General features: G+C 73.3%; 5 protein-coding genes and 1 pseudogene. 1 reads left to right on the plus strand and 5 read right to left on the minus strand.

Features of this window, described 5'->3' with window-relative positions:
- Positions 1 to 27 precede the first annotated feature (27 nt).
- From A5771_RS23070 to A5771_RS13940, 4 genes are all read right to left on the minus strand, one after another.
- Positions 28 to 9,132 (minus strand): hypothetical protein, encoded by a 9,105-nt coding sequence (locus tag A5771_RS23070; RefSeq protein ID WP_207545447.1) that lies wholly within the window; start codon positions 9,130 to 9,132, stop codon positions 28 to 30.
- Between the two features lie 118 nt (positions 9,133 to 9,250).
- Positions 9,251 to 17,437: a PE family protein gene (locus A5771_RS23080; RefSeq protein ID WP_207545448.1), complete on the minus strand. Its 8,187-nt coding sequence runs from the start codon at positions 17,435 to 17,437 to the stop codon at positions 9,251 to 9,253.
- Between the two features lie 91 nt (positions 17,438 to 17,528).
- Positions 17,529 to 19,910: a hypothetical protein gene (locus A5771_RS13935; protein WP_064855801.1), complete on the minus strand. Its 2,382-nt coding sequence runs from the start codon at positions 19,908 to 19,910 to the stop codon at positions 17,529 to 17,531.
- 49 nt (positions 19,911 to 19,959) lie between these two features.
- Positions 19,960 to 22,284, minus strand: a complete 2,325-nt coding sequence (locus tag A5771_RS13940; RefSeq protein ID WP_064855802.1) for a hypothetical protein — start codon at positions 22,282 to 22,284, stop codon at positions 19,960 to 19,962.
- A gap of 249 nt (positions 22,285 to 22,533) precedes the next feature.
- Between A5771_RS13940 and A5771_RS13945 the strand changes: the two genes are divergently transcribed.
- Positions 22,534 to 24,348 carry a fatty acyl-AMP ligase gene (locus A5771_RS13945; RefSeq protein WP_064855803.1) on the plus strand — a complete coding sequence of 605 codons (1,815 nt, stop codon included), beginning with the start codon at positions 22,534 to 22,536 and terminating at the stop codon, positions 24,346 to 24,348.
- A 3-nt stretch (positions 24,349 to 24,351) separates the two neighbouring features.
- On the opposite strand, the pseudogene A5771_RS13950 reads toward A5771_RS13945, so the two are convergent.
- A pseudogene (locus A5771_RS13950) lies at positions 24,352 to 24,545 on the minus strand (fatty-acid--CoA ligase); the annotation flags it as partial.

The raw sequence follows: 24,545 nt of genomic DNA on the forward strand, positions 1-24,545 counted from the left end.
TGCCGAAAAGCGGTGCCTAGCAGGTCATCACGGTGCGCCCGTACCGCCGGCGCCGCCGCCGCCGCCCTTGCCGACGGTGCTGCCGCTGGAGTTGGTTCCGCTGACCCCGCTGCTGCCCGGCGAGCCCGCCACGCCGTCGCCGTTGGTACCACCGGCACCACCGTGGCCGCCGTTGCCGCCACGACCGGCGAAGCCGGCCTTGCTCGGCTTGGAGGCACCGTTGACGCCGTTACCGCCCTTGCCGCCCTGGCCGCCGGAGCCGCCCTGCGCGTGGGTGCCGTCGGTGTTGACACCACCCTGACCGCCGGTGCCGCCGACGCCGCCGTTGCCGCCGGAGCCGCCGGCGCCACCGCCACCGGTGCCCTGACCGGCGAGGCCGTTGTAGCCCGCACCGCCGGCGCCGCCGTTACCGCCGATTCCGGCGGTACCGCCCAGGCCGCCCTTACCGGCCACACCGCCGGCGCCATGCGCCCCGGACTGGCCGTCACCGAGTGCGACACCACCGGCGCCGCCCTGACCGGCGTTGCCGCCGACGCCTCCGACGCCGCCCATGCCGCCGTCGCCGCCGGTGCCACCCTGGCGCCCCGGCAGGCCGAGGGCCCCGGCACCACCGGTACCGCCAGTACCGCCGTTGCCGCCGGTGGCACCCTTGCCGCCGATACCGCCGTTACCGCCGAGGCCGCCCTGGCCACCGTCACCGGAGACCGTGCCGCCGGCCCCGCCGACACCGCCGGTGCCGCCCTCGCCGCCGGCGAACCCGGCCGCGCCGTTGGCGCCGTTGCCGCCGGTGCCGCCGGCCATCGGCTGGCCCTGCGGGTCCTTCGGCGAGTTGACGCCGGCCGCGCCGTTGGCACCGACCGCGGTGTTGGCGCCGGCGTTACCGCCGCTGCCGGCGTTACCGCCGGTGCCACCGGTGCCGTGCTGCCCAGCCGCGCCGCCGTTGCCGCCGTTGCCGCCGGCCGCACCGGCACCCTTCGCCATGTCGGTTCCGTTGGTGCCCGCGGCGCCGTTGCCGCCGTTACCGCCGGTACCGCCATTGCCGTACTCGCCGGTGGAGTTACCGCCCACACCGCCGTGGCCGCCGGCCTGCGCCAGGCCACTGCCCAGCGTCACACCGTTACCGCCGTTACCACCGGTTCCACCAGCGGCGATCGCGCCGTCGGCACCGGCAGCACCGCTGTCGGCCTCGGTGACGCCGTCGCCACCGACACCACCGGCCCCGGCCGCGCCGCCAGCGCCCGCGGTGCTGCTGCTGTTGCCGCCCTTACCGCCGCTGCCCGCAACCGCATTGGTTCCGCCGCCAGCGCCGTCACCACCGCGACCACCGACACCGGCGTTACCGCCCGCGCCGCCGTCGCCGCCGTTGCCGCCGTCACCGTCGGCGCCGTTGTTGCCGACGTTGGCAACACCGCCGGTGCCACCGCTACCGCCGGCGCCGCCGGCACCGCCGTTGCCGGCCGCACCCGTGGCGTCACCGCCGGCGCCGCCGTTGTTGCCGCTGCCGGCGGTGGCGTTGGTTCCCGCGGTGCCGTTGGCGGCGTTGCCACCGACACCACCGGCACCACCGGTACCGCCCTGGCCGCCGGCGCCGCCGTCACCGGAGTTGGTGCCGCCGGCACCGCCCACGCCGCCGTTGCCGCCGGCCGCGCCGGCCGTCCCGTCGCTGCCGTTGCCGGATCCATCGGTGGTCCCGGCCAAGCCGGCCGCGCCGGCCCCACCGTCACCACCGGCGCCACCCTGCCCGACCGTTCCGGCCGCGCCACCCGACCCGCCGTTACCGCCGGCCTGGCTCAGGCCGCCGACGATCTGGCCGTTGCCACCGGCGCCACCGTCGCCGCCGTTGCCACCGAGCACGGCGCCGTCCACACCGTTTTCGGCCGCGGTGCCGTCACCGCCGGTGCCGCCGGTGCCGCCCTGGCCGGCCGTACCGGCGATGCCGCCGTGGCCACCGTTACCGCCGTTGCCGGCGATCTCGCTGGCCCCGCCGCCGGCACCCGCGCCGCCGTCGCCGCCGTTGGCGCCGTCGCCGGTGTTACCACCGGCGCCGCCCTGGCCGCCGGCCCCGGCCGCGCCGGTATTGCCGTTGGTGGCTGCACCGCCGACGCCACCGTTACCGCCGTGGCCGCCGGCGCCACCGTTGCCGTTGGTGCTGGTGGCGTCGCCACCGTCAACGCCGTTGCCGCCGCTGTTGGCGCCTGCGTCAGCACCATTGGCCGCGTTCTCACCGGCACCGCCGTGACCGCCGGCTCCGCCGTCACCGCCGAGGCCACCGACACCGCCGTTGCCCGAGGTGGTGCCGCCGGCGCCGCCGGCGCCGCCGCTACCGCCGTTGCCACCGGCCGTACCACTGGTCCCGTCGCCGTTGAGGGCGGTTTCGCCGTCGATACCCGCCGAGCCGGTACCGCCGTTGCCACCGGCACCACCGGTACCGATCGCGCCGGCGTTACCGCCCTTACCGCCGGAGCCGCCGTCCTGCGCGGAACCGTCCGCCAATGTCAGGCCGTTACCGCCGTTACCGCCGGCACCACCGTCACCGCCGGCGCCGTTGGTGCCGTCCTGGCCGGCAGCAGCCTGACCGCCCTTGCCGAGACCACCGGCACCGCCCGCGCCACCGAGGTCACGGTCACCGCCGTCGCCGCCACTGCCGCCGTTGCCCGCAGTCGCATCGATGCCGCCGCTGCCGCCGTGGCCGCCCGCACCACCGTTGCCGGCGTTGCCGGCGTTGCCGCCCTGACCACCGACGCCACCGGCGCCGTTGGCGGCCGTGCCACCCTGGCCACCCGCGCCGCCCGCTGCCGCGTTGCCGCCGTTGCCGCCCTGGCCGCCGGAGCTTCCGCCGGTGCCGGAGACGCCCTCGCCACCGTTGCCGCCGCTGCCACCGGTACCACCGGCACCACCGGCACCGCCGGCGCCCGAGATGGTGCCACCGGCGCCGCCGGTACCGCCGTAGCCGCCGACGCCACCGTTGCCACCGAGGGTGCCGTTGCCATCGATGTCGGTGTGGCCGAGCACGCCGCTGCCGCCGTTACCGCCGGCACCGCCCACGCCGCCGGTGCCGATCGCGCCGGCCGCGCCGCCGTTACCGCCGTAGCCACCGGCCTGGCCGGTCGACCCGTCGGCGAGCAGCGTGCCGTGACCACCGGCACCGCCGTTGCCGCCGTTGCCCCCGCCGCCGTCACCGCCGGCCGCGCCGCTGGAGCGGTAGGTGACACCGTCACCGTTCAGGCCGCCCTTACCGGCTGCGCCGCCGGTGCTGCGGTCGCCACCGGCGCCACCGTTGCCGCCGTGCCCGGCGGTGTCGTTCGCACCGCCGCCGGCACCGGCACCACCGCGGCCGCCGTCGCCCGCGGCGCCAGCCGAACCACCGTTGCCGCCCAGGCCACCGGAACCGTTGAGGCCCGCGGTGCCATTGGTGGCGCTGCCGCCCTGGCCGCCATTGCCGCCCGCACCGCCGACACCGCCGGCGCCGCCGTTGCCACCGTTGGTGCCGTCGCCACCGTTGCCGCCGCTACCTGCGGCAGCGTCGATGCCCGCGATGCCCTGGATCCCGGCGCCACCCGCACCGCCGGCACCGCCCGCGCCGCCGACACCGCCGGAACCGCCGTTGCCGGAGATCGAGCCGCCCTTACCGCCGCTGCCCGCGTTGCCACCGGCGGCGCCGTTGCCACCGGTCCCGCCGTTGGCGGTGGCCGTCGATCCGACCGCACCGGTCGCGCCGGCACCACCGTTGCCGCCCGCGCCGCCGTGGCCGATCGAGCCCGCGTCACCGCCGTGCCCGCCGGCGCCGCCGACCTGTGCGGTGCCGTCGGCGAGCAGCACACCGGTGCCGCCCTTGCCGCCCGCGCCGCCGTTGCCGCCGATGGCTGCAGTCCCGGCGTTTCCGCCGGCTGCCTGACCGGTGTGCGTGGCGTTCCAGCCGCCTGCGCCGGCCGTGCCCGCGCTGCCGCGCTCACCACCGGCGCCGCCGTTGCCGCCGGAGCCCGCCACGGCACCGGTGCCGCCGCCGGTACCGTCGGCGCCGCGTCCGCCGTTTCCGGCGTTTCCGGCGTTGCCCGCATTGCCACCGGCGCCGCCGGCGCCTTCCGCGCCGAGGTTGCCGTTGCTGGCGGTGCCACCGGCACCACCGTCGCCGCCCACGCCACCGTTACCGCCGATGCCGCCGTCGCCACCGTCGCCTCCGTTGGCGCCGGAGGCTCCGCTGCCAGGAGTGACCGGGGTGGCGCTCATGCCGTTAGCCCCATGGCCGGCGTTGCCACCGGCGCCGCCGACGCCGCCCTGACCGCCCGCGCCGCCGTTGCCGGAGGTCGTGCCGCCGGCACCGCCCACGCCGCCGACGCCACCGGCGCCGCCGTGGGTGCCGTTGGTGCCATTGCCATCGACGTCGGTGATCCCGGCGTCGCCGACCGCACCGGCCCCACCGGTTCCGCCGACGCCACCGTTGCCGACCGATGCCGCGTCACCGCCGTGGCCACCGGCACCGCCGCCCTGACCGACATCGGTACCGGCGATCACACCCGCGCCGGCACCGCCGTTTCCACCGGCACCGCCATCGCTGCCCAGACCCGCTGCGCCGCCGTTGCCGGCCGCGCCGTCGCCGTCCGTGCCGGTGCCGCCGGTGCCCGCGGTTCCGGCCGCGGCGCCATCAGCACCGTTGCCGCCCGCGCCACCCGCGCCCGCGTTGGCGCCGCCGCCACCGCCGAGGCCGGTACCACCAACCCCGGCCGCGCCACCGGCACCACCATCGCCGGCGTCGCCGCCGGCACCACCGGTTCCGGCACTGGCCGCGCCGCCCTGTCCACCGTTACCGCCCGCGCCGCCAGCGGCGGCGTCACCGCCATTGCCGCCCGCCGTGTCGGCCACCGTCGCGTCTGCGCCCGCGCCACCGGCCCCGCCCTTACCACCGGCGCCGCCGTTGCCGCCGGCACCACCGTTGCCGGAGGTGCTGCCGCCGAGGCCACCGGTGCCGCCGTCGCCGCCGACGCCACCGACGAAGCCGTTGGTGCCGTTGCCGTCGATGTCCGTGATGCCGTCCACGGTCGCGCCGACGCCACCGGCGCCACCGGCGCCGCCGTTGCCGACCGCCCACGCGTTACCGCCGGTGCCACCGTTTCCGCCGCCCTGGCCGATGTCGGTGTCCTCGATCAGGCCCGCACCGGCACCACCCTGGCCGCCGGTCCCGCCATCGCTGGCGACACCGTCCTGGCCGAGGCTGCCGTCGGCGCCGTTTGTGGTGCCGGTTCCGCCGTTGCCGACGGCGCCTGCCAGGCCGCCTTCGGCACCGTCACCACCGTTACCACCGTTGCCGGCGACTGCCGCACCGCCGCCGCCGAGGCCCTTGCCGCCGACGCCGGCGTTGCCGCCGTTACCGCCGTAGCCGGAGGTGCCACCGGCGCCACCGATGCCGTTGGTTGCCGTACCGCCCTGGCCGCCGTTACCGCCGTTACCGCCGGCGCCGGCGTTACCGCCGTTGCCGCCGTCGGTGTCGGCGACCGTGGCGTCCGCGCCCGCTCCGCCGGCACCGCCCTGGCCACCGATGCCGCCGAAGCCGCCCGCACCGCCGTTACCGGAGGTGGTGCCGCCGGCGCCACCCTGGCCACCGTCGCCGCCGACGCCGCCGACCGCACCATGGGTGCCGTTGCCGTCGATGTCGGTGATGCCGTCCACGGTCGCGCCGGTGCCACCGGTGCCGCCCATGCCGCCGTTTCCGACCGCGCCGGCGTTGCCGCCCTGGCCGCCATTGCCGCCGCCCTGTCCGATGTCAGTCCCGCTGATCAAGCCCAAGCCGTCGCCACCGCGACCGCCGTCGGCGCCGTCGGTGTTGGTGCCGGCCGTGCCCTCGGCGCCGGCTGCACCACCGGTGACTCCGAGGCCACCGACCCCGGCCTTGCCGGTCGCGCCACCGACGGCGCCGTCGCCGCCGGTGCCGCCGTTACCGGCGTTGGCGCCGCCTCCGCCGCCACCGCCCTGACCGCCTTGTGCCGCCGTGCCGGCATTGCCGCCGCTGCCCGCCGCGCCACCGGCGCCACCGGTCCCGGCGGCCGCGATGCCACCGGAGCCGCCGTTGCCACCTGCGCCACCGGCGCCCGCGGCGCCGCCGTTACCGCCATTGCCATCGAGGAGGTAGGCGTCATCCGCTGCGCCACCGTTTCCACCGGCACCGCCCTGACCGCCGGCACCACCGGCGCCGCCGTTGCCGGAGTTCGCGCCGCCGGCGCCACCCTGACCACCGGCGCCACCGGCCGCACCGGTCCCGCCGGCGGTGCCGTCGATGCCGACGGTCTCCCCGTCGGCTCCGGTTGCGCCGTTGCCGCCGGCTCCACCGGCGCCACCGTCACCGTCGTTACCGGCCGCGCCGGCGTTGCCGCCGGCGCCACCGGCCTGAGCGATGTTGCCGGCGAGCAGCTCACCGTCGCCGCCCCTGCCGCCGGCGCCGCCGTTGCCGCCGCCGCCTGCCGCGCCGGTCGCCCCGCTGTCGGCCTGGGCGCTGTTGTCGGCGTTCCAGCCACCGGCACCACCGGTGCCGGCCGTCCCGCGGTTACCGCCGTTGCCGCCCTGTCCGCCGTATCCCGCGGTGGCATTGGTGCCGCCGCCCGCGCCGTCGCCGCCGTTACCGCCGTTACCGGCGTTGCCGGCCGCACCGCCGAGACCTCCGGCACCGCCGTCACCCTGCACGCCGGCGTCACCCGCGGTCGCGACGCCACCGGCACCACCCTGGCCACCGCTACCACCGGTACCGCCGTTACCGCCGTTACCGGCGTTCACACCGGCCGTACCGTTGTCGCCGCTGCCGGCCACGGCGTCCACGCCGTCCTCGCCGTCGAAGCCATGACCGCCGGTGCCACCGGTGCCGCCTACGCCGCCAATGCCGCCGGCGCCGCCGTTACCCGAGGTGGTGCCACCCGCACCACCGGTGCCGCCGGCACCACCGTTGCCGCCGGTGCCACCGTTCGTGCCATTGCCGCTGAGGTCGACGCCACCACTCTTGCCGGTCGCGCCCTGACCGCCGGCGCCACCGTTGCCGCCGTTGCCGACCTCGCCGGCGTCGCCACCGTCGCCACCGCGGCCACCGTCCTGCACGGTGCCGTCCGCCAGGATCTCGCCGTCGCCACCGGCACCACCATTGCCGGCATTTCCGAGCAGACCGTCAGCGCCGGCGCCACCGTCGGCGCCGTGTGCCGTCCCGCCACTGGAGCCACCGGCGCCGCCGGCACCGCCCACGCCGGCAGTGGAGCCCGCGGCGCTGCCGCCCTTACCGCCGGAACCGGCCGCCGCAGCGGTGCCGCCACCGGCACCGGCACCACCGTTACCGCCATAGCCCGCGTTACCACCAGCACCACCGGCACCACCGTCGCCGCCGATACCGTGGGCACCCACCGTGCCGTGCGCCGACGCGCCGCCGACGCCACCGGCGCCACCGGCACCACCGGCACCACCGTCGCCGGCCGTGCTGGTCGCGTCACCACCGTCGCCGCCGTCAGCACCCGAGCCGGCTGCCGCGTCCTGACCCGTCGCGCCGTCCGCGCCGGCACCGCCGACACCACCGGCGCCACCACGGCCGCCCGCACCACCGGCACCACCGTTACCAGCGTCCGAACCAGCGGCGCCACCGGCGCCACCGACACCACCGACACCACCGGCCATACCCGTGGTGCCGTCACCATCGGCATCGGTGTGGCCCGCGGTGCCGTCAGCACCGTCACCGCCCTTGCCACCGGCGCCACCGTTACCCAGGTTGCCCGCCTCACCACCGGCACCACCATTGCCGCCGGCAGCGCCCGCTGTCGTGGCACTGAACCCGTCACCACCGGCGCCGCCGTTGCCACCGTCGGTCGCCGCCGCACCCGTAACACCAGCGGCACCACCGTTAGAACCACCATTGCCGCCAGCACCAGCGACACCCGCATCGCCACCAGCACCACCAGCACCACCATGGATGCTCGTCTCGTCACCGTCGGCGCCGGCACCACCATTGCCGCCCTCGCCCGCGGCACCACCGGTGCCACCATTACCGCCGACACCGGCCTTGCCCGTGGCACCCATCAGGCCACCGGAACCCCCGGCGCCACCATTGCCGCCATGCCCGGCCGCGCCACCACTGCCGCCATCACCGGCGTCGCCGCCGGCAGCGCCGGCCTCGGTGGCATCGGTACCGTCGCCACCGTTACCACCGGCACCACCATTGGCGCCCTGGCCACCAGCACCACCGGAGCCACCGGAACCGATCAGCCACGAACCCTTACCGCCGGCACCACCATTGCCACCGTTACCACCGGCCTGACCCAGGCCGCCGTCAGCACCCGCCAAGCCCAGGGCACCAACAGCACCCACAGCGCCGTCGCCACCGAGGCCACCGTTGCCGCCCACGCCGTACATGAAGCCGATACCGGCGCCACCGGCACCACCGTTGCCACCGGTACCACCGTCGATGCCGGCACCACCAGCACCGCCATCACCGCCGACACCCATCCACCAGCCACCAGCACCGCCGGCGCCACCAGAACCACCGGCAAGACCCGCACCACCGGCGCCACCATCGCCGAACATGCCCGCCGCACCACCGACACCACCGATGCCCTCAAGCGAGGTGCCACCAGCGCCACCGTCACCGAACCACAAACCACCCGCGCCACCAGCAGCCTCGGCCAGCGTGCCGCCATCAATACCGTCGGCACCGTTACCGATCAAGATCTGACCGAAACCGAACATATTGATAAACGAGTTGACCTCAGCACCAAAGGGACTCAAGATCCACTGCTGCCCCAGATCATGCAACGGCTGGTAGAACAACGAGCCGAACCAGTCATCAGCGGCCGCCGAACCCGGCAACTCCGCCACCGACGCATCAAAACTCAAACCCACATTGGCCAGCAACGGCTCCCACGACGCCGCATCGAACAACGTCTCCCACGACGACGCCTGACTCAAATCCCCCAGCGCCGAAGCCAGATCCGCACCGAGCAGATCAACCGCCCAGTCCAACTCATCAGCCTGGGCCGCCGGAGCCACCGCCACCGGCGCCACCCCAAACGCCAAAAACGCACCGACCGCACTACCGGCAGCGGCTATCCGGCCGCGCCGACGGCCGCCGCCCGTGATGCCACGACGCTCTGCGCGGTGCTGCTTGCCAGTCATGTGGGACTCCCTATTCTGCGACGAACCCATGTCGGTAATGCTTTCTCGGATCAGGTTTTTGAGGTCGATGTGGCTGCTGAGGTCTCAGCACCGTTGGCCGGCCGACGGCGGGGCGTCATCATCCGACGCCGCCCGCGCCGCCGGCACCGCCGGCACCGCCGGTACCACCCGTGCGGCTGCCGCTGCCGGAGGGGTTGTTGCCGCCTGCGCCGGGGTTCCCCGGGTTGCCGACCACGCCGCCACCGCTGGTGCCACCGGTACCACCGGTACCGCCGGTACCGCCCTTGCCGCCGGGGTTATTGCTGCTGCTGCCACTGGCGGTACCACCTTGGCCGCCCTTACCGCCGGCACCGGCGTTGCCGCCGCTGCCGTTGGTGCCGTTGGCGCCGTTGGTACCGGCCGTGCCGGTGGCGTTGTTCTGGGCACCGGCCGCACCGCCTTGACCGCCGGTACCGCCATTACCGCCGTTGCCGCCGACACCGCCGTCACCGCCGATACCGCCGGGAGTCCCGGTGGAGCCGCTGACCCCAGCGCCGCCCTTACCGCCCGTGCCGCCGGCACCGCCGGCCGAGCCGTTGGCGCCGTTGCCGCCGATACCGCCGGAGCCGGAGCTACCGGAGTTGGTGCCGCTGGCACCGCCGGCACCACCGGCACCGCCGTTCCCGCCGGCCTTACCGTCGCCGCCGGCACCGCCGATGCCGCCTGCGCCTGCGGGGTTTGTCGAGGTGGTTCCAGCGGTCCCAGTGCTGCCCGTGCCGCCGGTGCTGCCGGTGGTGGTGCCGGCGCCACCGGCGCCGCCGTTGCCGCCCTTACCGCCGTTACCGTCGACCGCCGCGCTGCCGCCCTGACCACCGGCGCCGCCCGACTGGCCGTCGTTCGAGGCGTTGCCCGCGGCACCGGCCGCGCCGTTACCGCCGTTACCGCCGTTGCCGGATGCGCCGGCCGCGCCGGTCGCCCCGTTGGACGCCTGCGCGGAGTGGTTGCCGTTCCAGCCGCCGGTCCCGCCGGCCCCGGCCGTTCCCGCGGTGCTGGAGCTGTTGCCGCCGTTACCGCCGGCACCCGCAACGGTGCCGGCACCAACGGTCAGAGTGCCGCCGTTGCCGCCGTTACCGCCATTACCGGCGTTACCGCCATTACCGCCATTGGCGCCCACGCCGCCCGCGCCGTTGGCACCGGCGGTGCCGTTGACGGCGTTCCCGCCGGCCCCGCCGCTGCCGCCGCTACCGCCGATGCCACCGTTGCCGGCCGTCCCGGTGGCGTCGCCACCGTTGCCGCCCGCCAGGCCACTGCCCGCGGCCGCGTTGGCGCCGACCGTCCCGTTGGCCGCGTTACCGCCGTGACCACCGACACCTCCCTTACCGCCGACACCGCCCGCGCCGCCGTTACCGGAGGTGGTACCCCCGGCACCGCCGGCACCGCCGGCACCGCCGTTTCCGCCGTTGACACCGTTGGTGCCGTCGCCGGAGCCCAGGGTCGTGCCGTTGGATCCCGCCGCGCCCGCACCACCGTCGCCGCCGCGGCCGCCGTTGCCAACCGCTCCGGCCGCGCCGGCGTCACCGCCGGCACCACCGGACTGCGCGACACCGTCACCGAGCATCACCCCGGTGCCGCCGTTGCCGCCGTTGCCGCCGTTACCGGTGGCGGCGTTGCCGGCCGCGCCGGCCGCGCCGTTGGCCGCGATCAGCCCGTTGGCGCCGATGCCGCCCTTGCCGCCGGTACCACCGACACCCGCGTAGCCGCCGGCACCGCCGTCGCCGCCTCGACCCGCGATGTGGCCGGCGCCGCCGCCGGCGCCGTTGCCGCCGTTGCCGCCGCGCCCGGCGTCACCGCCGGCACCGCCGGCGCCGCCCTGACCGCCGACGCCCACGGCGCCCTGGCTGCCGTTGGTGGCGGTGCCGCCGAGGGCGCCCGCGCCGCCGTGGCCACCGGCACCGCCGTTACCGCTGATGCCCGCGTTGGTGCCGGCTTCGCCGAAGTTGCCGCTGCCGGCGGTCGCGCTCTGCCCGTCCACACCGTTGGCGACGCCACCGACACCGCCGGCACCACCGATTCCGCCGCGTCCGCCGGCGCCACCGTTGCCGGCGATGCTGCCGCCGGCGCCGCCGACGCCACCGTTGCCGCCGGTGCCGCCGTCGGAGCCGTTGGTGCCGTTGCCGCCGACGACGATGCCGCTCGCGCCGGTCGCGCCGTTGCCGCCGTTACCGCCGGCGCCGCCGTTACCGATGATTCCGGCAGCACCACCGAGGCCGCCGTGGCCACCGGCCTGGGACGAACCGTCAGCCAGTACCTGGCCGACGCCGCCGTTACCGCCGGCACCACCGTTACCGCCGGTGCCGAGCGCACCATCGATGCCGTTCGCGGCCTGGCCGTTCTCGCCGAGACCGCCCTGGCCGCCGGCACCGGCCGCCGCGGCCCGGTCACCGCCCTGGCCGCCGTTACCGCCGTTGCCGGCGACGGCGTTCGTGCCGCCGCCACCGCCGTTGCCGCCGGCACCACCGGTGCCCGCATTGCCGGCGTTACCGCCGTTGCCTCCGACACCCGCGGTGCCGTGGGCGGCGTCGCCACCGCGGCCGCCTTCCGCGCCGTTGGCCGCGTCGCCGGCGTCGCCACCGTTGCCGCCATTGCCGCCGCCGGTGCCCACGGCGCCCTTACCGCCGTCACCACCGCTACCGCCGGCACCGCCGTTGCCGCCCGCACCGCCGTTGCCGGAGATGGAGCCGCCGGCGCCACCGTTGCCGCCCTTGCCGGCCGCGGCGCCATTTCCGCCGTCGGTGCCGTTACCGTCACCGCCGGTGACACCGCCAGCGCCGTCGGCGCCGCTACCGCCGTTGCCGCCCGCGCCGCCGTTGCCGATGTTGCCGCCGGCGCCACCGTTGCCGCCCCGCCCACCGACTTGGCCGCTGCCGAGCTGCCCGTTGCCGCCGTTACCGCCCGCGCCACCGTTACCGCCGCGAGCGGCCGCAGCGCCGTCGACGCCGTCGGCCCGCTGGGTGACGCCGTCACCGTTCAGGCCGCCGGTGCCGCCGGTTCCAGCCGTGCCGACGTCGCCGCCCGCGCCACCGTTACCACCGGTTCCGGCCACCGGGTTGACGTCACCGCCGGCACCGTGGCCGCCGCGGCCGCCGTCGGCGCCGGTTCCGGCGTTGCCGCCCCGGCCACCGACGGTGCCCAGACCGTTGCTGCCGGCGTTGCCGCTTGTCGCCGTTCCGCCGGCGCCACCGTTGCCGCCGTTACCGCCGTTGCCGCCGGAGCCGCCGTTTCCGCCCGCGGCACCGTTGCTGCCGACGCCGCCGGTGCCGGCCACTGCGTCGAGGCCGGCCTTGCCCAGGGCGCCGTTGCCGCCGTTGCCGCCGGTGCCCGCCGCGCCGGCGCCGCCGCCATTGCCGCCGTTGCCGGCGATCGTGCCGCCCTTGCCGCCCGCGCCGCCGTCGCCGCCGTTGCCGCCGGACTGACCGTTGCCACCGTTGACCTGGCCGAGCGTCGTGCCGTTGGCGCCGTTACCGCCGATGCTGCCGGCGCCGCCCGCGCCACCGGCGCCACCGTTGCCGTAGGTTCCGGCGTCACCACCGGCGCCGCCCTCGCCACCGGCCTGGGGGTTTCCGTTGGCCAGCACCGAGCCGTTGCCGCCGCGGCCGCCGGCACCACCGTTGCCGCCGGTCCCGGCGCCACCGTTGCCGCCGTTGACCGCCTGCTGGCCATCGCCGCTCAGACCACCCTGGCCGCCGTAGCCGATCCCGCCGCGGTCGCCGCCGTCGCCGCCGTCGCCACCGTTTCCGGCCACCGCGTTGGCGCCGCCACCGGCGCCGTTGGCGCCGGTGCCGCCGTTACCGGCGTTGCCCGCCGAACCACCTTGACCGCCGGCGCCACCGGCACCGACCGCACCGTCGTTGCCGAGGGTGGCCGTGCCGCCCAGACCGCCGTTGCCGCCGTTGCCGCCCAGGCCACCGGTTCCACCGCTACCGCCGTCGCCGCCGTCAGCGCCGCTCAGGCCGCTACCCGATGCCACCGGCGCCGCGTTGGCCCCGTCGGCGCCGTGGCCGCCGCGGCCGCCCGCACCACCGGCGCCACCCTGGCCGCCGGCACCGGCGTCGCCGGACTCGTAGCCGCCGTCACCGCCCTGGCCACCGTTACCGCCCAGGCCGCCGACGCCACCGCCGGTGCCGTCGGTGCCGTCACCGTTGGCGTCGACCGTGCCGTCGACGCCGGCCAGTCCGGTAGATCCGACGCCGCCGTTGCCGCCCGCGCCGCCGACGCCGATCGCCCCGGCCGCACCACCGTTGCCGCCGTCACCACCGGCCTGGGGCGAGCCATCGGCATGGACCAGACCGGTCCCGCCGGCGCCGCCCGCGCCGCCATTGCCGCCGGTGCCCGCGGCACCAGCCTGGCCGCCGGCCGCCTGGTCGGTGTGGCCGGCGTTCCAGCCGCCCGCACCGGCGTTGGCGCCGGCTACGCCACGGACACCGCCCTGGCCGCCGTCACCGCCGTGGCCGGCCTTGACGCCGGCGCCGCCGCCGGCGCCCTGACCGCCCTGGCCGCCGTTGCCGGCGTTGCCCGCGTCGCCGGCGTTGCCGCCCAGGCCGCCGAGGCCTTCGGCGCCGGCCGCACCGTTGGTGGCAGAACCACCCGCACCGCCGTTACCGCCGTGGCCGCCGTCACCGCCGGCCCCACCGTTACCGCCGTCGCCGGCATTGGTTCCGTCGCCGCCGCTACCGGCGATCGCGTCGACGCCGTCCGTTCCGTCGGCGCCGTTTCCACCGTGTCCACCGTGGCCGGCCGCACCGCCGTTACCGCCGGCGCCGCCGTTGCCGGAGGTGGTGCCGCCCGCGCCGCCCTGTCCGCCCTGGCCGCCCTGACCGCCGGTGGCACCGTCGGTGCCGTTGCCGTCAAAGGCCGTGATGCCGTCGACGGTCGCTCCGGCGCCACCGGCGCCACCGGCGCCACCGTTGCCGATCGCCGCCGCGTCACCGCCCGCACCACCGGCGCCACCGCCCTGGCCGATGTTGTCGCCGGCGATCAAGCCCGCGCCGGCACCGCCCTGGCCGCCGGCGCCGCCATCGCTGCCGGAGCCGGTGCTGCCCGCGGCGCCCGCGGCGCCCGCCGCGGTGCCGGTGCCACCGGCACCCACCGCACCCGCAGCGCCACCATCGGCGCCGGCCCCGCCTGCACCACCGGCACCGGCGTGGGTGCCGCCGCCACCGCCGAGGCCCAGACCACCTGCGCCCGCCGCGCCGGCGTCGCCACCGTTGCCGGCATTACCGCCCGCGCCACCGGTGCCGTCGGTCGCGGCACCGCCCTGCCCACCGGCACCGCCCTGTCCGCCGGCGCCGGCATTGCCGCCGTCACCGCCATCGGCGTCGGCGACCGTCGCGTCGTCGCCCGTGCCGCCGTTGCCGCCCTTACCGCCGGTACCGCCGTTGCCGCCGACACCACCGTCGCCGGAGGTGGTGCCACCGGCGCCACCCTGGCCGCCCGCGCCACCGACGCCGCCGACCAGGCCGTGCGTGCCGTTGCCGTCGCCGCCGGTGCTGCCGTGCACGGTCGCACCGACGCCACCGTTTCCGCCGGCACCGCCGGTGCCGACCTCGGCGGCGTCCCCGCCCTGGCCACCGGCGCCGCCGGCCTGAGCGGTCAAACCATCGCTGGCCAGCCCGTCACCATCGCCACCGTCACCGCCCGCGGCGCCATCGCTGCCCGCACCGGCGTTGCCCGCACCACCGTTTGCACCGCCGTCGGTCCCGGCGCCGGCCGTACCGGCCGCACCGCCGAGGCCACCGTTACCGCCCTGGCCACCCGCACCGGCGGCGTCGAAGTCGCCGCCGCCGAGACCCTTGCCACCGGCCGCGGCCGGGCCCGCGGCGCCACCGTCGCCCGCGGCGCCACCGGCGCCACCGATACCGTTGCCGGCGCTGATCCCGCCGGCGCCGCCGTCACCACCGATACCACCGGCACCGGCGTGGCCACCGTTGCCGCCGGTGCCACCGGCCACCGTCGCGTCCTCGGCCGCGCCACCGTTACCACCGGTGCCGCCAACGCCCCCGGCGCCACCTACGCCGCCCGTGCCCGAAGTGGTGCCACCGGCACCGCCGGTGCCGCCCGCGCCGCCGGCGCCGCCCGTGCCGCCCGCGGTGCCGTCGCCATTGGCATCGGTTACGCCGTTCTCGCCGGTTGCGCCTTGGCCGCCGGCACCACCGTTGCCGCCGTTACCGGTCTCGTTGCCCGCGTCACCACCGTCGCCGCCTCGGCCACCGGCCTGCACGGTGCCGTCCGCCAGGATCTCGCCCTTGCCGCCGACGCCACCATTGCCACCGTTACCGACGGCGCCGTCGACACCCGCAGCGCCCGCGGCCGCGTGCCCACTGTCGCCGTTGGCGCCCCCGGCGCCGCCCGCGCCACCAACGCCGGCGTTGGAGTCGGTCGCGCTGCCGCCCTTACCGCCGGCACCGGCCGCCGACTCGGTGCCGCCACCGGCACCGGCACCACCGGTACCACCATTGCCCGCGTTACCACCGGCGCCACCGTCGCCGCCGAGGCCGCCGATGCCGTGGGCGCCCGCCGTGCCGTGCGCCGACGCCCCGCCGACGCCACCGGCGCCACCGGCGCCACCGGCGCCACCGTTGCCGGCCGTGCTGGTCGCATCACCACCATCGCCACCGTCAGCACCCGAGCCGGCTGCCGCGTCCTGACCCGTCGCGCCGTCCGCACCGGCACCACCGACACCACCGACACCACCACGGCCGCCCGCACCACCGGCACCACCGTTACCAGCGTCCGAACCAGCGGCGCCACCGGCGCCACCGACACCACCAGCACCACCGGCCATACCCGTGGTGCCGTCACCATCGGCATCGGTGTGGCCCGCGGTGCCGTCAGCACCGTCACCGCCCTTGCCACCGGCGCCACCGTTACCCAGGTTGCCCGCCTCACCACCGGCACCACCATTGCCGCCGGCAGCGCCCGCTGTCGTGGCACTGAACCCGTCACCACCGGCGCCGCCGTTGCCACCGTCGGTCGCCGCCGCACCCGTAACACCAGCGGCACCACCGTTAGAACCACCATTGCCGCCAGCACCAGCGACACCCGCATCGCCACCAGCACCACCAGCACCACCATGGATGCTCGTCTCGTCACCGTCGGCGCCGGCACCACCATTGCCGCCCTCGCCCGCGGCACCACCGGTGCCACCATTACCGCCGACACCGGCCTTGCCCGTGGCACCCATCAGGCCACCGGAACCCCCGGCGCCACCATTGCCGCCATGCCCGGCCGCGCCACCACTGCCGCCATCACCGGCGTCGCCGCCGGCAGCGCCGGCCTCGGTGGCATCGGTACCGTCGCCACCGTTACCACCGGCACCACCATTGGCGCCCTGGCCACCAGCACCACCGGAGCCACCGGAACCGATCAGCCACGAACCCTTACCGCCGGCACCACCATTGCCACCGTTACCACCGGCCTGACCCAGGCCGCCGTCAGCACCCGCCAAGCCCAGGGCACCAACAGCACCCACAGCGCCGTCGCCACCGAGGCCACCGTTGCCGCCCACGCCGTACATGAAGCCGATACCGGCGCCACCGGCACCACCGTTGCCACCGGTACCACCGTCGATGCCGGCACCACCAGCACCGCCATCACCGCCGACACCCATCCACCAGCCACCAGCACCGCCGGCGCCACCAGAACCACCGGCAAGACCCGCACCACCGGCGCCACCATCGCCGAACATGCCCGCCGCACCACCGACACCACCGATGCCCTCAAGCGAGGTGCCACCAGCGCCACCGTCACCGAACCACAAACCACCCGCGCCACCAGCAGCCTCGGCCAGCGTGCCGCCATCAATACCGTCGGCACCGTTACCGATCAAGATCTGACCGAAACCGAACATATTGATAAACGAGTTGACCTCAGCACCAAAGGGACTCAAGATCCACTGCTGCCCCAGATCATGCAACGGCTGGTAGAACAACGAGCCGAACCAGTCATCAGCGGCCGCCGAACCCGGCAACTCCGCCACCGACGCATCAAAACTCAAACCCACATTGGCCAGCAACGGCTCCCACGACGCCGCATCGAACAACGTCTCCCACGACGACGCCTGACTCAAATCCCCCAGCGCCGAAGCCAGATCGGCACCGAGCAGATCAACCGCCCAGTCCAACTCATCAGCCTGGGCCGCCGGAGCCACCGCCACCGGCGCCACCCCAAACGCCAAAAACGCCCCGACCGCACTGCTGGCTCCCAGCAATCGCCGGCGCTGCCGCCGACGTGGGAGACCGTTGCCCGAAGTGTTACGCCCTACAGCCATTTGGGATTTCCTATCTGTGCTGGCCCACAGGTGTGCTAGCTCTTGGTTTGTCGTTTAGTTCTCAGAACATGGGTTTGTCGTCGCCGCAGGATCAGCCGTAGAAGCCCAGCGCTTCGGCAATCTGCTGCGGAATGTTGTTGAACCACTCCGGGAGCATCCCGAAGAAGTCGGCGTTGACATCGACCAGGCCCACATCCGACAGACCCAGTCCGCTGAGCAGGTCGTTGATGGTGGTGGCGCCCAAGCCCAAATCGGTGAGCAGCGAGTTGATCGACCAATCGCCCAGGCCGAGGTTCGCCACGATGGTGCTCAGATCGTTGCTGTCCAGCCCCATCCAGCCCAGGAACGTTCCTACGGTCGGGTCGCCCAGCACGCTGGTCATCAGGTCGGTGATGAAGGTGTCCAGATGTACCTCGTCGAGACCGAGGCCTCCGAGCATGCTGCCGATCGAGACCCCGCCCAGCAGGTCGTTGATGACCTGGTCCAGGTGCCGGTCGTCGAAGCCCAGACCGCTGAGCAAGCCGGCAATCGAGATGTCGCTCAAGCCGATTCGGTCGATGAACATGTCCAGGTCGATGTTGTTCAGGCCGAGAGCGCTGAGCATCGAGGAGATGTTGAGGTTGTCCAGGCCCAGCGCATCGATCAGGTTCTCCAGCCCGATGCTGCCCATGCCCCAACTGGAGAAGAGGGAGAGCACGCTGACGTCGCCCAGGCCCATCCCGTCGAGCAGGCGCTCCATGAGCTCCGAGAGGGTCGGGTTGAAGCCCAAGTCGGTGAAGAACTGCTCCAGCGTGACGTTGCCGCTGAGGTTGCCCAAGCCTTCGAACAGGGTCTCCAACTGGTAGTTGGACAGACCCATCGCCTGGACCATCTGGCTCACCGTGGCGTCATAGAGTCCCAGGTTCGACAGGGTCTGGCCGACGGTGTTGGTGCCCAACAGCGCATTCAGGGTCGGGTTGCCGATCTTCTCGATCAGGCTGGCGTTCTCCGGGGAGAGCTCGGCCAGCGGCGTGTCGCCCATCCCGGCGATCGACATCAGCTGGGTGAACTTGATGTCGGTCAGCATGGTGGTCGGGTCGATGCCGAGTTCGTTCTCGCCGACCGCCATTGCCCCCAGGACCTGCCCGAGGGTCTGGTTGCCGTAGTCGCCGATGAAGTCGTTGAAGGTCATTCCGGGCTCGAACATCGAGCTCAGCAGTCCCAGCAGCCCGGTGTTGCCCGTGATGTCGGGCCCGAGGAAGCCGCTGTTGAGCAGATCCAGCAACGTGTCGTTGCCCATCTCCCCGAACAGGCTGCCGAGCGCGCTGCCCAGGGTCAGGCTGCCCAGGCCCAGCTGCTCGAAGAAATCGGTCAGCGGGGGGTTACCCATCGCGTCGGTCAGCAGGCCACCGATGGTCCAGCTCGGGTCGACCAGGCTGGCCAGCGATTCGCTGCCCGACGCGCCGAGCAGGTCCTTGATCAGCCCGCCCACCGTCTGGTTGTCACCGCCGACGAGGTCCAGGATCAGCTCGGACAGCGTGGGGTTACCGATGTCGGTCGAGTTGAGCAGTGCGATCAGCAGGCTGGCGATCGAGTCGTCCGGGCTGATGCCGCCGAGGTCGGACAGCAGTTCCGCGATGGTGGGGTTGCCGATGCCGGCCTCGTTGATCAGCCCGATCAGGAAGTTGGACAGCGACTCCGTGCCGATCCCGAAGTCGTTGAGCAGGTCGACCGGGGTCATGTGACCGAAGCCGAACTGGTCGAGCAGATCGATGATCAGGGTGTCCAGCGGGGTGTCGCCGATACCGATCTCGGAAAGCAGGCCGGTCAGGGTCTCGTTGCCCATGCCGGTGGCGTCGACGATGGTGCCGACATCGATGTTGATCCCGAGCTGGCTCGTCGCCAGCAGACCATTGAACAACGGGATGCTGAACCCGCCGAGGTCAAAGCTGCTGTGGCCGTTGAGGAATGCGTCCAGCAGGATCGCGGGCGCACCGAACAGCGCGGAGAGCGCCGCCATCGGGTCTTGGAAGTTGAAGATCTGGCCCATCAGATCTTGCATGGCGTTGAAGACGTTGATCCACGGGCCCATTCCGGCGAGCATCGAGTTCAGCCACATGGGCAGCTGCAGGCTGATGTCGGCCGGGAAGGGCAGGAGCTGTGCGTCGATGGTCGGCAGCGGGTTGGTGAAGATGTTGATGACGTCCGGGATGCCGGCCATCGCCTGCTGCGGGTTGGTGAAGATGTGCTGCAGCAGCCCCCACATGTCGACTGAATTCTGGTTCAGCGCTTGCAGGTTGGCGGTGGTGTGGTTGAACAGGTCGGTGTAGGGCGAGAAGAAGTCACCGCCCGCGGTCAGCTCGACGGCCCGCTGCTCGACGGCGGCGAGCCGCTGCAGCTGCGGTGCCTGCGACGCCGCGGACGGAACCGCGACGAGGCCCACTCCGACGATGGCCAGGCCGGTGGTGACGTAGGGGCGAAGTGTCTGCTGCATGATGCCCTCCCGGACGGAAGTTCCGAAGTTGTTGTGGCGCTGAAGCTGTTTAAGCACCGAGCACCGCCGCGATCTGGTTCGGCAGGCCGTCGAGGAAGTAGGCCATCGAGCCGAAGAATTCTTCGATCTGGGCGTTGATCACGGTGAGGTCGCCCAGACCCATGGACACCAGCAGTTCGTTGACGGTCTGGGTGCCGAAGTCGCCGAGGAGCGAACTCACGGTCGACGCCCCGAACAAGGAGTCGATCAGCTCGTTGAGGGTCTGATCGCCCAAGCCCACATCGATGAGCGCGCCGCTGACGGTCAGGTCGCCGAAGAACTGGTCGAACAGGTCGCTCAGCGACTGACCGCCGATGCCGAACTCGCCGAGCATGTCGTTGAGGCTCTGGCCGCCGAGTGCCTGCCGGATGATGTCGTCGAGGTGCATGCTGCCCATGCCACCGTCGTCGAGCGCGCCGGCGACGGTCTTGTCACCCAGGAACTGGTTGAGCAGGTCGCTGATGTGCTGGTCGCCGATGCCCGCGTCGTTGAGCATGTCGACGATGGTCACGTTGGCCGGGACCAGCTGGTTGATCAGATCGGCGAGGGTGGTGTTGCCCATGTCGCCGAGCAGTTCCGTCAGCGGCTGGTTGGGCATCATCGACATGACCAGGTCGTTCAGGGTCATGTCGGCCATGCCGGAGCCGGCGAGCATGTCGATCAGCGGCATCGAGAAGTTCTCGCGGATCATGTCGGCCAGCGACATCGTGCCCATCTCGCCGAGCAGCGCGGACAGCGGCGAGTTGAGCATGCCCTGGTCGTCCAGGATCTGGCCGAGAGTTGTGCCGCCAAGCGAGGTGATCAGCAAGGCGTCACCACCCTTGTCCAGCGGGGTGCCGCCGGTGGCGGCGATGAAGTCGTTGATCGTGAGGTTCCCGATGATCCCCATGTTGTGCAGGTTTCCGAACACCGTGCCCAGGGACAGGTTGGTGACGCCCAGCAGGTCAGTGAGGTCCTTGACCGTGACATTGGCGAAGCCGGCCGCCTCGAGCACGTCGGCCATCGAGGTGTTGCCGGCGTCGCCGAGGATGGAGATCACGATCTCGCCCATGTCGGCGTCGGCCACGCCAGCCTGACTCAGCAGGTCGAACAGGGTCTGGTTGCCCAGGCCCAGGCCGCCGAGCAGCGAGGTGATCACCTCGTGGGTGGTCAGGTCGCCGCCGCCGAGGGCGTCGATCAAGGAAGCCGGCGTCTGCCCGCCGAGGCCGAGGGCGTCGACCGCGGTGGTCAGCAGGCCGTTCAGCGTCAGGTCGTCGGCGCCGATCTGGCCGAGCAGACCGCTGACCGTCGGGTCGCCGATGCCCAGCGCGTTGAACACGCTCATGCCCAGGTCGGCCAGCTTGAGGTCGGCCACGCCGACGCTGTCGGCGATACCGGTGATCGTCGGGTTGTCGAAGCCCAACGCGCGGGTCAGGTCGATGACCAGGTCGGCCACCTCGACGTCGCCGATCCCCAACTGGCTCATGATGTCGGTGATGGTGGGGTCGCCGATCCCGACGGCGTCGAGCACGGTCGACAACACGCTGGAGATCTGCTGATCGCCGAGCCCGAGGGAGTCGAGCAGGTCGACCGGCGTCTGGTTGCCCAGTCCCAAGGTGTCCAGCAGGCCGGTCAGCATGCCCGCCACCGACATCGTGCCGATGCCGGTCTGGTCGAGCAGGCTGGCTACGGTCTGGTCACCGATCTTCAGGCCGTCGACCACGTCGCCGGCGGTCAGGTCGAGTTCCAGGTTCTGGCCCGGGACCAGGATCCCGTTCCAGGCCGGGATGTGGATGCCCAGAATGTCCAGGGTGTCGGTGCCGTTGAGGTATGCGTTGAGCAAGACGGCCGGTGCGGTGAAGATCGCCGCGAACGGGTCCATCGGGTTGGTCGGGTTCCAGATCTGCTCGTTGATGTCGTGCCAGGCGTTGTTGACGGCGACCAGCGGGCCGATCAGGCCCATGCCCATGGTCAGCAGCGGCGAGAGCATGACCATCATCGGGTCGCTGCCACTGATCGTCGGCATCGGGTTGGTCAGGAAGTCGATCACTTCCGGCAGCTTCGACAGCGACGACGGATCGCTGAGGATCTGCATGATCAGGTTGCCCCAGCCGTTGTCCGACCCCATCGCTACCAGGTTGGTGGCGGTGTTGTTGAACAGGTCGGCGTACGGCTGGAAGAAGTCCGGGCCGGCGGTGAGCGCCACCGGACGGTGCTGGACGTCGGGCAGCACCTCGCGGATCTCGGCCTGTGGCTTCAGAACGGCCGTTGGGACGGCCGCATTGACCGCCACGAGCGTGGCGCCCGCAATGACGACGCCGGGGGTGACGTACGGGCGAAGCGCCAGCTGCATCATGCTCTCCTACGGAAACTGATCATGGACGTTGCTGAACTTTACATGAGTTTTTGACTTTGTCTAAGCGAAATTTTTCTCATGAAAACCCGGGGTAAAACGCCAGGGAATCGCACGTGAGGCGATACATGTCCGACCGAGCGGACCCCTGTAGACCTATCACACCGATGCTTCCGTTCGGGCAAAAACCAGATTCTTAGGTTTTTGTTAACGGATATTCTGCGCTGAGGGGGTCGCTAAGGTGGGGGCATCATGAGCGCAACCAACCTGATGAACTTGCTCCAGCAACAGGCCGAGCGTTACGGCGACAAAGTCGCGTTCAGCTTCAGCCCGGACGGTGGTGCCGAACAAAGTCGCATCACCTACCGGGAGCTCGACGAGCGCGCCCGCGCCCTCGCCGCCGAGCTGCATCGGCGCGGTGCCGCCGGGCGGCGGGTGCTGTTGGCCTGCGAGCCGGGCCTGGACAACGCCGTCGGCTACTTCGGCTGCGTCTACGCCGGCGCCATCGCCGCGCCGATGAACGAGACCCTGTCCCGGCTCAAGCAGATCGCCACCGACATCCAGGCCGACTTCGCCCTGGCCACCGCCGAGATGCAGACCCGGATCCGCCCGGCGATCGACGCGTTGACCACCGAGCGCCCGCTGCAGTGGTGCACCCTGGACCAGCCCGGCGCGGACGCCGCCGAATGGGTCGCGCCGGACATCGACGCCGACGACATCGCCTTGATCCAGTACACCTCCGGATCGACCAAATCCCCCAAGGGCGTCATGGTCAGCCACGCCAACCTGATGCACAACATGGAGGTCGTGCGGCAGCGGTGGAACGGCCACGACGGCGACGTCGCGGTGTGGTGGCTGCCGCAGCACCATGACATGGGCCTGATCGGCGGCGTCCTGGAGATGGTCTACGTCGGCGTCACGACGTACATGATGCCGCCCAATACCTTCATCAAGCGGCCGGCGAGCTGGCTGGAGATGCTGTCGCAGCACCGCGCCACGATCACCGGCGCACCGACCTTCGCCTACGACCTGTGCGTCAAGACCACCACACCGGCCCAGCGCGCGGCGCTGGACCTGTCCAACCTGACGCACGCCTGGATCGGCACCGAGCCGGTCCGGGCGACCACGCTGCAGAACTTCGCCGAGGCGTTCGCACCGGCCGGATTTCGGCTGAACGGCATCCAAGCCGCCTTCGGCCTGGCCGAATCCACGCTGCTGGTCACCGCAATGCAGAGCCCGGTGGCCGCCGGGGTGCGCTACGTCGACCGCAACGCGCTGGGCCGAAACCAGGTGATCGACGTCGCGGCCGACGACCCCGACGCCCTGCCGATGGTGGGCTGCGGCACGGAGCTGGACGGGATGCGGGTGCTGATCGTCGATCCGGAGACCCGAATCGAGTGCGACGCTGACCAAGTGGGCGAGATCTGGGCATCCGGCCCCAGCATCGCCCACGGCTACTGGGGGCGGCCCGAGGAGACCGAACGCACCTTCGGCGCAACGCTGGCCGACACCGGTGAGGGCCCGTTCTTGCGCACCGGTGACCTCGGATTCGTCTGCGCGGGTGAGCTATTCGTCACCGGGCGGTGGAACGACCTGATCACGATCCGCGATATCAAGTACTACCCCAACGACATCGAGGACACCGTGGGCGGCAGTGACCCGGCACTGATGCCGGGCCGCACCGCGGTGTTCACGGTCAAACCGACCCCGCGCGCCGACGAGCAGCTGGTGATCGTGCAGGAGGTGAACCGCGCGTCGCTGGACTCCGACCTCAGCGGCGCCGTCGAGGCCATCCGGGCGGCAGTCCTTGCCACCCATAATGTTTCGGCCCATGATGTGCTGCTGGTCGAGCCCATGCAGGTCCCGACGACCACCAGCGGCAAGATTCAGCGCAGCGCGTGCCGGCAACGCTTCGTCGACGGCGGGTTCACCCCGGTGGCGCAGTGGCAGGCGCCACCGCCAGAAGACGACACCCCGGACGTCAAGAGTGCGCTGGTGGGCGGCCTGGTGCGCCTCGCCGCGACCGGATTGGCGCAGCGGCGGCGGGGATCAACGGGGCGGGGCTGAGTTTCAGTCCCGCTGAGACCGCTGCTGCTGCAACGAATTCCGCATCGCATCGGCCAGTTTGCCGAAGTTCAGCCGGGGGCCTTTCGGGGTGGCGGCGGGCGGCGGTGCATGCCACTGCGCCACCGGGGTGAACCCGCCGTCGACGAAGCGTTGCCGGCACGCGCTGCGCTGAATCTTGCCGCTGGTGGTCGTCGCGG

Origin of the sequence: Mycolicibacter sinensis (genome assembly GCF_001667375.1) — a bacterium.
Lineage (GTDB): Bacteria > Actinomycetota > Actinomycetes > Mycobacteriales > Mycobacteriaceae > Mycobacterium > Mycobacterium sinense_A.

Bases quoted from the DNA above. Each gene is read 5' to 3' on its own strand.
- A5771_RS13945 (WP_064855803.1), top strand. From the start codon at position 22,534: ATGAGCGCAACCAACCTGATGAACTTGCTCCAGCAACAGGCCGAGCGT.
- A5771_RS13940 (WP_064855802.1), bottom strand. From the start codon at position 22,284: ATGATGCAGCTGGCGCTTCGCCCGTACGTCACCCCCGGCGTCGTCATT.
- A5771_RS13935 (WP_064855801.1), bottom strand. From the start codon at position 19,910: ATGCAGCAGACACTTCGCCCCTACGTCACCACCGGCCTGGCCATCGTC.
- A5771_RS23080 (WP_207545448.1), bottom strand. From the start codon at position 17,437: ATGGCTGTAGGGCGTAACACTTCGGGCAACGGTCTCCCACGTCGGCGG.
- A5771_RS23070 (WP_207545447.1), bottom strand. From the start codon at position 9,132: ATGACTGGCAAGCAGCACCGCGCAGAGCGTCGTGGCATCACGGGCGGC.